Source organism: Mycobacterium sp. E2238 (assembly GCF_001672665.1).
Classification (GTDB): domain Bacteria; phylum Actinomycetota; class Actinomycetes; order Mycobacteriales; family Mycobacteriaceae; genus Mycobacterium.
On sequence record NZ_LZKF01000139.1, the window covers coordinates 1 to 12,800 of the forward strand.

The 12,800-nt window shown below is 67.9% G+C and carries 12 protein-coding genes and 1 pseudogene; 4 read left to right on the top strand and 9 right to left on the bottom strand.

Annotated elements, in window-relative coordinates:
• Window positions 1-1,104, top strand: a 1,104-nt coding sequence (gene mycP / locus A5711_RS11415) for a type VII secretion-associated serine protease mycosin (protein ID WP_067946474.1), incomplete at its 5' end; no start/stop codon positions are given.
• Between the two features lie 188 nt (window positions 1,105-1,292).
• On the opposite strand, the pseudogene A5711_RS11420 reads toward mycP, so the two are convergent.
• The 9 genes and pseudogenes from A5711_RS11420 to A5711_RS11460 all read right to left on the bottom strand — a co-directional run.
• Window positions 1,293-1,873 (bottom strand): annotated as a pseudogene (locus A5711_RS11420) (type VII secretion-associated serine protease); the annotation flags it as partial.
• Window positions 1,858-3,387 carry a type VII secretion integral membrane protein EccD gene (eccD, locus tag A5711_RS11425; RefSeq protein WP_082953545.1) on the bottom strand — a complete coding sequence of 510 codons (1,530 nt, stop codon included), beginning with the start codon at window positions 3,385-3,387 and terminating at the stop codon, window positions 1,858-1,860. The gene eccD and the pseudogene A5711_RS11420, both read right to left, overlap by 16 nt.
• Window positions 3,384-4,409, bottom strand: a complete 1,026-nt coding sequence (locus tag A5711_RS11430; RefSeq protein WP_156622511.1) for a MinD/ParA family protein — start codon at window positions 4,407-4,409, stop codon at window positions 3,384-3,386. The genes eccD and A5711_RS11430 overlap by 4 nt, the downstream gene beginning before the upstream one ends.
• Before the next feature lie 131 nt (window positions 4,410-4,540).
• Window positions 4,541-5,371 (bottom strand): ESX secretion-associated protein EspG, encoded by an 831-nt coding sequence (locus A5711_RS11435; RefSeq protein ID WP_067946476.1) that lies wholly within the window; start codon window positions 5,369-5,371, stop codon window positions 4,541-4,543.
• 111 nt (window positions 5,372-5,482) lie between these two features.
• Window positions 5,483-5,773 (bottom strand): WXG100 family type VII secretion target, encoded by a 291-nt coding sequence (locus tag A5711_RS11440; RefSeq protein WP_067207998.1) that lies wholly within the window; start codon window positions 5,771-5,773, stop codon window positions 5,483-5,485.
• 52 nt (window positions 5,774-5,825) lie between these two features.
• Complete coding sequence (locus A5711_RS11445; protein WP_066953556.1) at window positions 5,826-6,149, bottom strand: WXG100 family type VII secretion target; 324 nt, start codon at window positions 6,147-6,149, stop codon at window positions 5,826-5,828.
• 110 nt (window positions 6,150-6,259) lie between these two features.
• Window positions 6,260-7,447, bottom strand: a complete 1,188-nt coding sequence (locus A5711_RS11450; protein WP_067946478.1) for a PPE family protein — start codon at window positions 7,445-7,447, stop codon at window positions 6,260-6,262.
• Window positions 7,448-7,477: 30 nt separating this feature from the next.
• Window positions 7,478-7,783, bottom strand: coding sequence for a PE domain-containing protein (locus A5711_RS11455; protein ID WP_067946481.1), 306 nt, complete (start codon window positions 7,781-7,783; stop codon window positions 7,478-7,480).
• A gap of 344 nt (window positions 7,784-8,127) precedes the next feature.
• Window positions 8,128-9,456 carry a sensor histidine kinase KdpD gene (locus A5711_RS11460; protein ID WP_067946482.1) on the bottom strand — a complete coding sequence of 443 codons (1,329 nt, stop codon included), beginning with the start codon at window positions 9,454-9,456 and terminating at the stop codon, window positions 8,128-8,130.
• A gap of 234 nt (window positions 9,457-9,690) precedes the next feature.
• On the opposite strand from A5711_RS11460, the gene A5711_RS11465 reads away from it, so the two are divergent.
• From A5711_RS11465 to A5711_RS11475, 3 genes are read left to right on the top strand one after another with little or no spacing between them, the layout of a single operon-like run.
• Entirely contained in the window at window positions 9,691-10,293 is a 603-nt protein-coding gene (locus tag A5711_RS11465) for a TetR/AcrR family transcriptional regulator (protein ID WP_067946484.1), read from the top strand.
• 27 nt (window positions 10,294-10,320) lie between these two features.
• Entirely contained in the window at window positions 10,321-11,532 is a 1,212-nt protein-coding gene (locus A5711_RS11470; protein ID WP_067946487.1) for an acyl-CoA dehydrogenase family protein, read from the top strand.
• A gap of 45 nt (window positions 11,533-11,577) precedes the next feature.
• Complete coding sequence (locus A5711_RS11475; RefSeq protein WP_067946489.1) at window positions 11,578-12,795, top strand: GNAT family N-acetyltransferase; 1,218 nt, start codon at window positions 11,578-11,580, stop codon at window positions 12,793-12,795.
• Window positions 12,796-12,800: the final 5 nt, after the last annotated feature.

Genomic DNA, 12,800 nt, shown 5'->3' on the forward strand with positions numbered 1-12,800 from the left:
GGCCACGGTGATTGGGGCGTCACAGCGGATCCGGCGCCACCCCCGCCGCCTCCGCCGCCCGAGGGCGGGGGCGCCACGGCCGCCTCCAACGGGCCGCCGGACCCGCAGACCGAGGACGAACCCGCGGTGCCCCCGCTTCCGCCCGGAGCGCCCGACGGGGTGGTGGGCGTGGCCCCGCACGCGACCATCATCTCAATCCGCCAGTCGTCCAGGGCGTTTGAGCCGGTCAACCCTGGCCCGGGGGATCCCAACTCCGACGAGAAGGTCAAAGCCGGCACGCTCAACACGGTGGCGCGCGCGGTGGTCCACGCGGCCAACATGGGTGCCAAGGTGATCAATATTTCCGTCACCGCCTGCCTGCCGGCGGTGGCCCCCGCCGACCAGCGGGCGTTGGGCGCCGCGCTGTGGTACGCCGCCACCGTGAAGGACGCGGTGGTGGTGGCCGCCGCCGGAAACGACGGGGAGGCGGGCTGCAACAACAACCCGATGTACGACCCGCTCGACCCGTCGGATCCGCGGGACTGGCATCAGGTGAAGGTGGTTTCGTCACCCTCGTGGTTCTCCGACTACGTCCTGTCGGTCGGTGCGGTCGATGCCACCGGCGCCGCGCTCGACAAGAGCATGTCGGGCCCGTGGGTGAGTGTGGCGGCGCCGGGCACCCACATCATGGGTCTCTCGCCCCAGGGTGGCGGGCCGGTCAACGCGTACCCTCCGTCGAGGCCGGGTGAGAAGAACATGCCGTTCTGGGGCACCAGCTTCTCGGCCGCCTACGTCAGCGGCGTCGCGGCGCTGGTCCGGGCGAAGTACCCGGACCTGAGCGCTCATCAGGTGATCAACAGGATCGTGCAGTCAGCGCACAATCCGCCTTCGGGAGTGGACAACAAGGTCGGGTACGGGTTGGTCGATCCCGTTGCGGCACTGACGTTCAACATTCCGCCTGGTGACCGGATGCCCCCGGGTGCGCAGAGCCGGGTGATCAGGCCGGCCCCGCCGCCTCCGCCGGCGGACCACCGGGCGCGCAACATCGCCATCGGGTTCATCGGCGCGGTGGCCGCCGGTGTGCTCGTGGCCGCGATCGCGGCGCGGCTGAGGAGGGCGCGGTGAGCTCCACGCTGACCGGCTTCAGCCGGGGCAGCAATCGGCGGGTCCTCGGGGTGTGGGTGGTGTTCTTGCTCGCGGCCGCGAGTTGGGCGGTGGCCGGCTACATCGGTGCGGCGATCGCCGCGGCGGTCGGCGTCGCGACGGTGTTCGTCCGCTGGTGGGGTCAGCCGGCGTGGTCATGGCTGGTGTTGTGGCGGCGGGGGCGGCGCCCGATCCGCTGGGACGCCCCAATCACCGTGGCCAACAACCGATCCGGCGGCGGCGGGGCGCCGTTGGCCGGCGGCGGTCCGGCCGGCGGAGGGAACGCCGGGGTCGGCGGTATGGGCCGCGGCATGGGCAAAGTCCCTTGCGGCGCAGCGGCGATGATCGAGCCCACGATTGTGCCGTGCGCGTCGCAATCCGACAGGCCGTCCTCACCCATGATGTAGTCACCACCGGGTACGGCCGGCAGCCGCGGGTTGGGCGAAATGCCGGTGTCGATGACCGCCACCGGTACGCCGTTGCCGGTGCTGTATTGCCAAGCCTTGCTGATGTTGAGCAGGTTGAAGCCCGGTGCCAGCTGCGCCACGTCGGGATTGCGCACGGTGATGGGCGACGAGCAGCTGTTGGCGCGGCGCATCGGTTGGTCTGGCCTGGGCGGCCCGTCCGGGGGCACCAATCCCGGATCCACCTGTGGGGGTGTAATCGCTTGCGCGGCAGGGATATTCGCGGACAGCGCGACCAGGGTCAGGGCGGCAGTCACCGCCGCCACCCTCTTTAGTGGCGAATCCACGTGAACAGCCCTCCCAGGGCCGCCGCCGCTGGCAGCAGGACGATGAACGCCAACACTTCCACCCATTCCACGGTCAACCGGATGAAGGGCCTGAACCGCACCGTCGGCACCAGAAGCGCCGCGGCCAGCCCGCACGCCGCGAAGGCGGCGATGGCCACCGCTGGCCAAAGCAGGCCGCTCACAACGTCTTTCGGTTCGTAGATGGCGTATTTGACCACTCCGGCGCATACCGCGGCCGCGGCGCCGCAGGCGAGCGCGACGGCCTGGTACTTGGCGGCGAATCCCCGGCCCTGGGTGATGAAGATGCCCACCACAAGCCCGGCGACCACCAGCGCCAGCCACGCCCAGGGACGCCCCGGCGTCAGCACCCCCCACACGGCGCCGGGCAGGACGATCGACACCCCGACGCACACACCGACCTGGACCGCGTTGACCAGCCGCGCCGACGCCGCGATCGCCGCGCCGCGCGCGGTGATGTCGGTCAATTCGTTGTCCTCGTCCTCGGATTCGTCCTCGCTGACGGGAGAGACCGTGTCGACGGGCATGCCCTCGCGGCGCGCGAATAGGTCGCGGCCGGTGATCGATCCGAAGTGAGGTGGCCGCACCCGGGCGACCCACAGCGCGATCAGCGGGGTCATCCTGACCAGGATCAGCAATCCAACCAGCACGCAGATGGCCAGCACCTGAGCCGACGCCGGGCGGAACATCCGAACGACGGCAACGGCGGCGAGGATCCCGCTAACCGTCACCACCGCGGTGACGACGGCGGTCTGCCACCGCTTGCGTGTCATCACGCCGATGGCGATGGCACCCAGGATCACGATCACGAGGCCGATCACCCCGTGCGCCGCCCCCAGGGTGCCCGGCGGCGCGCATGCGCCCGCGACGGCCAGCAACGCCACGGCCAGCCAGCCGAACCCGCTGAACAAGTCGCGGCGCTCCCGCCACCCCCACCAGACCACGGAGGCCCCGACCACCAGCAGGGCCCCGACTGCGCCGGACACCGCGGCCGGAACGGGGCCGTCGGTGAAGGTCCGCGCCCGCAACGTCAGCGCCACCACCACCGCGGCCGCCATCGCGATGATCGCGACGGCGGTGTGCGCGGCCGTCAGCGGCGTCACCGGGGCGAACATCCGGTCCCCGCCGTCGCGGCCGAGCCACTTGCCCATGGCCGCCAAGCCGGTCGACAACGACTCGTACTGCGGTTCAAAGGATTCGCCGGCGACCCGGGGCACCAGCACCAGGGTGTCCCCGTCCTGCACGCCCAGCTCGTCCAGGCTCTTGTTGATGTCCAGCCGGACACCGTTGATCTTGTGCAGTTCGTAGCTGCCCGCAGGCAACGTAATGCCGTCAAAACCTTTGCGCTTCAGATCGGCGTCGAAGAGCTCGACCATTCCCTCGAAGAATCCCTCCACCGGAATTCCGGCCGGGAACACTTGGGAGCAGAGATGCTTCTCGTAGGAAATATTGACCGCGCAGCGCGCCGGGAAAGCGACCTTATGCGCCGATGTCACGGCGCCGTCCGCTCCGCATCCGGAATGTATTTGTCGGCCAGGCCGGCGGTGATTTCAAAAAGCCGCAACCGCGTCTTTTTCTTTAATTCATGAACCGTGTCGATGAGCCCGCCTTTGGCCAGATGCGGATCGAACGGCATCTCTTCGACGGTCGCGCCGACCTTGCTGAACCGCTCGGTCAAGTACGCCAGCGCATCTTTGTCGGCGATCTGATCGGTGTGGTTGATGATCACGGTGCTGCGCGAGACCAGCTCGTGGTAGCCCTGCGACCGCAGGTAGTCCACGGCCCGCAGCACCGGCCGGGAGCGGTCCGCGGTTATCCCGGAAACGAACACGAGCGTGTCGGTGTTCTCCAAAACCGGCTTCATCACCTCGTGTTCCAAATCCGGCGAGGTGTCGACGATCATCACGGTGTGGGTTCGCCGCAACCGCGACAAGACACCCGAGAACATCGCAGGCACCAGCGGCCGGGGCTGATCCGACGTGCGGTTTCCGGCCAGCACGTCGAGTCCGATCGGGTTCTGCCCCAAGTGTTCACGGATGTCCGCGTAGCCCTGGACGTCGGTGTCGTTGATGATGGCGGTGTAGTCGCCCGGCGGCGACTCGTCGATGCGGTCGGCCAGCGTGCCGAAACCCGGGACCGCGTCAATCGCAATCACGTTCTGCGGGCGGCATTCTCGGAACACCCCACCGATGCAGGCGACCATCGTCGAAACGCCGACGCCGCCCTTGCCGGACACCACCGTGATCACGTACTGGCGCCGGATGTGCCGCCGGATACGGTTCTGCAAGTCCCGGTAGTGCCGCTCACTGGGTGATTCACCCGGGTTTATTTTCTTAAAAGAGATGACGTAGATGAATTTCCGCCAACCCGAGCCCGGAGGAATCTTTCGAGGCGCGGCCAGATCGGTAATGCGCATGGTGTCCGACACCGAATCCGGGAAGTTGCGGCCCCCTGACGGATCCCCCCGTCTGAGCGCCCCTTCGTCCGACATATTCGGGTCATTCCAAGGGCTCGTCACGTCGCGATGCTAACACGCTCGGCGATACCGCGTTTACCGATCAAGAAACCCTTCAAGAACGTAAGGGGTTGCTATTCCACGGCATTGGTTAACTGACTTATCTTGCGTCAGTTGAGAAATCGTCCCCCTCCTCAGACCACCCGCCGATACGAGTACCACTCGTCGCCCGCGGGCAAGCGGCGGATGAGCCGCTGCACGGCGCCACTGATGTCGCTGCGCGAACCCGGCGAGACGATCTGGTAGCGCCGCTGCCCCGAGATGACGCACTCGATGCAGACGCGTCCGGACGGGGTGTCGACGATGGACACGGACGAATCGCCGACCGCCACCCGCGCAAGTTCGTCCGGCCCGACCCCGGCCTGCAGCGCGACGATGGACGCGCGCGCCGAGCGCGCCGGGTCGGCGGCAGCGAGCACGAGCTGCAATTGATCGGCGTCGAGGCGCTGGGCGAGCAGAAAGGTCCGCAGGCTGGCGGAGTCGCGCACCGACGCGAGCAATTGTTCGGTGTCCAGGGTGACCGGCCGCAACGGCGCCGCCTCCGCCACACCGCACAACCGCTCGACTTGCCCCACGACGAGTTCGCTGGCCCCACCCTCGTCGTTGGCGGTGCCGGCCGGATACAGGCGAATTAGCTCGTCGTGGCGTTCCAGCACCACCCACCAGCTGGCAAAGCGGCAGATAGACACCCGGGTCGGTTCGCGCCCCGGCACGTCGATGCTGACCATCAGCGCCAAGTCCCGCCGCAACAGCACGGTGAGCCACTCGCGGATCATCGGGTCGACATTGTCGGCCTCGTCGAGGGCGCCGGCAGTCCTCAACTCGTCCGCGATCGGGTGGCTCAGCGCCCGCTCGGCGGTGTCGAGCCTCGGCAGCAACGGGCGCAACCCCAGCTCGGGGCACGTCTGCTCCACCCCTGCAACCGCCTGCAACACCCACAGGCCATCGACCGTCGTCGTCAGCATCTCACTTCGCTTTCAGGGCAGCGCGCCCATCGAACCGGCGGGCCAGACGCCGAAGGGGGGCACATGCGCTCACGCATCTGCCCCACCTTCAATCGCGGTGGTTAGCCGATCTCAGCCGAACAAGTGGCCGATGTTCTGGTCGGTCGCGAGCGCGTTGTCCAGCACGTGCGAGGTCGTCGTCCCGTGCTGGCTCACGGTGTCGATCAGCCCCTGCAGACCGGACAGCATCTGCGCTTGCGCCTCGAAGAATTGCTTCGCACCATGGCCGGCGAAGAATTCCGTCAGCTGGTTGGTCCGGTTCGAGGTGTCGTCATAAATTCCCTGCAGCTGGCCGGCGCGGGAGCCGATGTCGGAGGCGAAATCGGCGACGGCGCCCGGGTTATAAGTGATCGGGTTGGACATTTGCGAGCTTCCTTTCAAAGACCAATAGTGAAATTACGAGCGAGTGGGGCGGTTAGGAGCCGTGGCCGCCGAATAGCGCGCTGAAGGCGTGTGTGGAATCCGCCTCGTGGTGTTCCATCAAGGCCGCCGCCTGCTTGAGGCCCTCGGCCAGGCGGGTTCCGCCGGACAGGACCTTGTTCAGGTCGTTCTGAATTTCGATAGCCGTCGCGTGGGACGCGGTCACCGCTTCACCAGACCAGGTCGAAGGGTTCATCACGTTTTCGTGATTTGCGATGTAGCCCTGAGCGATTGCGATCGCGTGCTCCATGTTCGCCTGAATGTGGTTGGAAGCGTCGCGAAGCACCTGCGACGATACTTGGATTGTTGAACTGTCCACTTGCGGTTTCTCCTAACTACTGCTGCCCTCCCCCGGGAATTACCTGGGGCATGAAACGAAGTGTATGAGGGCTATTTGGACCTGTCGATTCACCCTTGGCCGGGCCGGCTTCACACTCTGGTGTCGACAACCCGCACCGTCGCGGGCTGTTCCGATTTGTCTCGGGATCCGCGCTCTCCTCCCGCCCCATGCCCCACCGGCATGCCGCCCATTGGTGTGCCGCCGCCGACCGTGGTGGTCTGCGGACGGATGGCCTCGGCCCCCAACGCCCCACTCGGCCGCAACCCGACCGGCCGCCCGCTGCTGACGGGCTCGAACGCGCTGACGGGACGGGTGAAGCTGGTCGCGGGCATACCCGCACCGCCCAGGGATGCGGCCCCGCCGCCGCCCGAGGCGCCTACGGCCGACATCTCCGTCGCCGAGACGGCCGAAACTCCCGGCGCCGCCCCTGCCATGGCGCCGGGGTTGGCGAACATGCCCATCATCGATTGCAGCGGCGACATCATCTGCATCGGCGCCTGCATCATCTGCATGGGCGCCTGCATCGCCTGCGGGACCGCGCCCATCATCGATTGCACCGGCTCCATGAACGATCCGGCCTGGCTCATGAAGTCCTGGCCGCCCGATGCCGCCTGGCCCGCGCCCTGCGTGCCCGTCTGCGCGCCCTGAAGAGCGGAGCGCATGCCGTCTCCGGCCGCGACCTGGGCGGCGGACTGACCGATCGCCGAGGCCGCCTCCGCCGGTGCCGCCGGCGACGCACCCATGGTTGCCAGCGGCGGCGGAATGGCGAGGCTTTGGGTCAGCGCGGTGAGAATCGCCCCGTAGCTGGCGCCGACGGCGGAGTTGTTCGGCCACATCGATCCGAAGTACTCGAGTTCCAGCGACGTGATGCGGGGCGTCAAAGCCCCGAGGACGAGGGGGTTGATGCCGTAGTCGGTGGCGCATTCGGTGCGGTTCTCGATGCATTCGGGCGCGGGGCGCATCGAACCGTACGCCATCTGATACGCCGAGACCGCCGTGGAAACCACGGCCGGCTTGACGTCCACCCACCCGGCCAGCCCGTGCAGCGACGCGTTCAGCGCGGTGGCGTTGGCCGCGGAGGCCAGGGAGCCGGTGCCCACCCAGCTCGCCGACGTGGCCACGGTGTTGATCGTCGAGGCGATGCTCGAGCCGTGATGGGTGGCCGCGAGCGCCGTCCACGCAGCCTGGTTGGCCAGATGGGTGATGACGCCGGCGCCCGCCTTGAGCAACAAATCATTGTCCTCAGGCGTACGCGCGGCCCACCCCGGATCGGCCATGCGTACTTCCCCCTTTGTGCGTCGCTGGTCTCAGGCGCCGATCGCCAACGCCAAGCTACGCATGAGCTCGGTGACGACGTACGTTCCCGACGCGAGGCTCTGCGCGCCGGAGAACAGGCCGCGCTGAGCGGCGTGCTCGGAAACCACTCCGAGATAGCTTCCGCCACATGCGTTCAGCGCCGCCGCAAACATCGCCGAGTCGGGGTCCCCGCCCATCGGCAGGACTCCCAACAGCACCGGCGCGGCCGCCGACGCCGCCGCCTGAGTTTCCGCGCTGATGGCCGCCTCCGCGGACGACGACGCCAGCACTGCTTCCGATTGCACCTGCAGCACCATGATTTCCCTCCGATTGCTCAGCGTCTAAAAGACGGGCTTGGCGCATCAGTCTAGTGGGGTTCGACCGTTCGTGTATTCACTAGCTTTACCTCCGGCCACGGGCAGGAAATTACGCGATTGTTCTGACCGCCGGTATTCCCCTTATAAGTCATCCGTCAAACAACCTCGTATGCCACTGCAGACACAGTGGTCACGAAGTCACCGCCGAAAGCTTCAGTGCGAGCGGGTCATGCGAATGCGTGGCAGGAATGGCGGCGCCTAAAAACGGCCGAATTGTCGTCGACTTAACGAAGAATCGGCCAACTGTTTCCACCCGTTCCCGGGGCCGGAAATTGCGACGGACGTTACGCGGGGCCGCGCCCATCGCCGGCCAGGTTGAGCAACAGCCGGGTCCCCCCGAGCGGGCTGGTTTGCAACGCCGCCGTGCCCCCGTGCAATTCGGCCTGCTGGGCGACCAGCGCCAGACCCAAACCGGATCCCGAACGCGAGGCCGTCGAACCGCGCGCGAAGCGTTCGAACACCGTGGCGCGCTCCGATTCCGGCACACCGGTGCCGTCGTCGTCGATCGCTATTTCCACGCCCTCGCTGGAGCTGCTCACCGTGAGCTGGATCTTGCCGGCGTTGCCGTGCTTGACGGCGTTGGCGATGGCGTTGTCGATCACCAGCCGCAGCCCCGTGGGCAACCCCACCATCAACACGGTCGGCGACGGCACCAGCGACACCTCCACTTCGGGGTAGATGCGCAGGGCGTCGTGTGCGGCCCGGTCCAAGAGTTCGGTGATGTCGAACGGGACGAAATCGTCGACGGTGGTGAGCTCGCCCTGCGCCAGCCGTTCCAGCGCCGTCAGGGTGCCCTCGATGCGGCTCTGGGTCCGAATGACGTCACCGATGACCTCCTGGCGCTGTTCACGCGGCAGGTCGAGGGTGGACAGCACCTCCAGGTTGGTGCGCATCGCCGTCAACGGGGTCCGCAACTCGTGCGAGGCGACTGCCGCGAAGTCGCGGGCCGACTCAAGGGCGGCCTTGGTCCGCTGTTGCTCCTTGCCGATGCGCGCGAGCATCCCCTCGACGGCTTCGGCGATCTCCACGGCCTCGCGCACCCCGCGCACCTGGACCTCGTCGGGGCTGGACTGGGCGTTGATGGCGCGGGCCTGCTGGGCCAGCAGCAGGAACGGGTTGACCATGATCAACGAGATCACCCAGCCGACGACCACCGTGCCGCCAATGACGCTGGCACAGATCAACAGCACCCGCAGGTGCAGCTCGTTGATCCGGTGTTGGGCCTCGGCCAACGGTGCGGCCAGCGCGATCGATGCGGGCCCCGCGGAGAAGGTGCGGACGCGGTATTGCACCCCGTTGATGGTGGTGTTCGCGTACCCGTTGGGCAGCTTGGGCAGCACGATATTTCCGGGCGCCGAGACGGTCTCGTCTCCGATCCGTGCGGTGCGCACCAGGTTGCCGTCCGGCATGGGCTGGTCGGGGCTCGCGTGCTCCACGTTGTGCAGCAGTGAATTGATGTCGCCGAGGCTGCTGACCGAGTCGAGCCGGCGGTCGAGCTGGCTGTATTGATCGTTGGTGACACCGACCCACACCCAGGTGCCCAGCAGCACCACGAGGGTGATCACCGACACCGCCGCGACGACGACGATGGTGCGCAGCGACAACACTCGCATCGGGAGATCTACGTGCGGTAACACGCGAATGTCAGGCTCCTCTTGTGCAGCTCGCCGCGCCGGGACGGCGACGGTGTCGACCACCTGACCACAACCTTCACACCGAGATCGATTCGCCGCGCTCAGGCCTCGTGGCGTTTCGCAGAGAATCTAGCGCCAATCTTCGGCCCGGCGTCCCGCGGCTGCGACTGGGGTCATTTTGCCCCTGGGGCAGTGAGTGAGTACTCTCTCACCATGCTCGCCTCCGGACGCGATCGGCTGCTGGCCGAGGCGCTGAAGCTCTTCGCCGCCAAGGGCTACGCGGCGACGTCGGTGGCCGACATCCAGCGGGCATCGGGTCTGGCGCCGGGATCGGGTGCGTTGTACAAGCACTTCGGCTCCAAGCGCGAGCTGCTCGAGGCCGCCGTCGCGCACCGGATCGACAGCATTGTGGCGGCACGCGAGCAGTACGACGCCGGGCAGCCCGGCGGCGTCGAGCAGGCGGTGCGCACGGCCGGCCAGCTGATCTGGAGCAACCTCAAGGAAAGCGAGGACCTGCTCAAGGTCATGTTGCGGGAACCCGACGAGCTCGGCGATCTCGACGAGAAGACCTGGCAGGTCATCACCGACAACGCCTATCAGCGCTTCGCCGACGAACTGGCCGCGTCGAACCGGTCGGGCCGCACCCGCATCCCCGATCCGGAGGCGGCCGCCGCCGTCGCCATCGGGTCGTTGTCCTATGCCGCAACGCTGCAGGCGCTGACCGGCCGCCTGCCGGGCAACATCGACGAGGAGCGGTACTTCGAGGCGTGGGTCAGCCAGACCGTCAGCGTCCTCGCCCAATACGGAAACCGTTGAGAGCACAGATAATTCAGGAGTGAAGCCGTGACTTTTTCATTGCAACTGACCGACGACGTGATCGAGGTGCGCGACTGGGTGCACAAGTTCGCCGCCGACGTCATCCGCCCCGCCGCCTCGGAGTGGGACGAACGGGAGGAAACTCCGTGGCCGGTGATCCAGGAGGCCGCGAAGGTGGGCCTGTACTCTCCCGACTTCTTCGCGCAGCAGGCGGCCGAGCCCACCGGGCTGGGCATGCTCACCGCATTCGAGGAGATGTTCTGGGGCGACGCCGGCATCGCGCTGTCCATCATGGGCACCGGCCTGGCCGCGGCGGCCCTGGCGGGCAACGGAACTCCCGAACAGCTGGGCCGCTGGCTGCCCGAGATGTTCGGTACGGCCGACGAGCCGAAGCTGGGCGCGTTCTGCTCGTCCGAGCCCGACGCGGGTTCCGACGTCGGCGCCATTCGCACCCGGGCCCGCTACGACGAGGCCGCCGGGGAGTGGGTCCTCAACGGCACCAAGACGTGGGCGACCAACGGCGGCATCGCCAACGTGCACATCGTCGTGGCATCGGTCTACCCCGAGCTCGGCACCCGCGGCCAGGCCACCTTCGTCGTCCCCGCGGGGGTCAACGGGTTGGCGCAGGGACAGAAGTTCAAGAAGCACGGGATTCGGGCGTCCCACACCGCCGAGGTGGTGCTGGACAACGTGCGGCTTCCCGAAGACCACATCCTCGGTGGGCGGGAGAAGTTCGAGGCGCGGATCGCCCGTGTCAAGTCGGGCGCCTCGGCGCGGAGCCAGGCGGCGATGAAGACCTTCGAGCGCACCCGGCCCACGGTCGGCGCGATGGCGGTCGGCGTCGCCCGGGCCGCGTACGAGTACGCCCTCGACTATGCCTGCCAGCGTGAGCAATTCGGCCGCAAGATCGGCGAATTCCAGGCGGTGGCGTTCAAGCTGGCCGACATGAAGAGCCGCATCGACGCCGCCCGTCTGCTGGTATGGCGGGCCGGGTGGATGGCGCGCAACAACCAATCGTTCGACGCGGCGGAGGGGTCGATGGCCAAACTGGTGGCCAGTGAAACGGCCGTCTACGTCACCGACGAGGCGATCCAGATCCTGGGCGGCAACGGCTACACCCGCGACTATCCCGTCGAGCGGATGCACCGCGACGCCAAGATCTTCACCATCTTCGAGGGCACCAGCGAGATCCAGCGCCTGGTGATCTCGCGGGCATTGACCGGCTTGCAGATTCGTTAGCGGCCCGCGGTCCAGGCCGCGGCGCGCACGCGACATGATGGCCGGATGACCACCGAGATCCGGGTCCTCGACAGCGAGGACGAGCTTCTGGCGGCCGCCAACGTGTTTCGCGTCGCCATGATCGGCTTCCCGCCGCTGCCGGACCTGCCGCCCGGCCGCATCGCCGGGCTGCTCGAACCCGGCCGCACCGTCGGCGCATTCGCCGACGGTCAACTGGTCGGCACCGCGGACGCGGTGACGAGTCGGATGACGCTCCCGGGCGGCGTGCTGGTCGGGCACGCCGCCGTCACGCATATCGGGGTGCTGCCGTCATTCACCCGACAGGGCATCGCCACGGAGCTGATCCGTCATCAGTTGGGGGACTTCGCGGCCCGCGGTGAAGTGGTCGCGTCGCTGCGGGCGTCGGAGGCGACGATCTATGGCCGGTACGGATACGGTGTCGCCAGTTCGTCGCAGACCGTGGAGGTGCACACCGCGCGGGCGGCGCTGCGGCGCGACGTCGGGGCCGGCGGTCCGGTTCGGTTGATCGACGCCGCGCAAGCATGGGAGCTGTTGCCCCGCATCTATGCCGAGCATCGCCCGTCGCGTCCGGGGACCATCGACCGGCCGGACGTCTGGTGGCAAAGCCTGCGGCTGCGCACCGAGTCCTCACCGCAGCCCTCGTACGTCGCGGTGCACGGTACCCCGGGAGCCGAATCGGGGTTCGCCCGCTACCGTCCCATCGACACCGAGCGGTGGTTCGTCAGCGACCAGCGCACCATCGCCGTCGAGGACTTCTTCGCGCCCACCCCGCAGGCCTACCTCGGACTGCTGCGGTTCCTGCTCGGCCTGGATCTCATTGACCGCGTGATGTTTTGGATGCTGCCGCTCGACGACCCGCTGCCGTGGCTGCTGACCGACCGGCGGGCGGCGCGGGTCGCCGCGGTGCACGACGAGACGTGGCTGCGGATCCTCGACGCGTCGCGGGCGCTGGCGGCACGGCACTACAGCGACGACGGTGCCGTCACCATCGCGGTGAAAGACCCTATGGTGCCGGACAATTCGCGGCGTTTCAGCGTGACCGGCGGCGGCGCCGAACCGACCGAACGGCGGGCGCAGCTGGAGGTCGACGTCGAGGGGCTGGCCGGCGTCCTGCTCGGCGGCACGACCTGGCGCGACCTCGCCATCGCCGGTTTGGTCCGCGCCGATGACCCGTCGGCGATTGCGGTGGCCGACCGGCTGTTCGCGGTGCCGGACGCGCCCCACGCCGGGTTCTTCTTCTAGCCGCG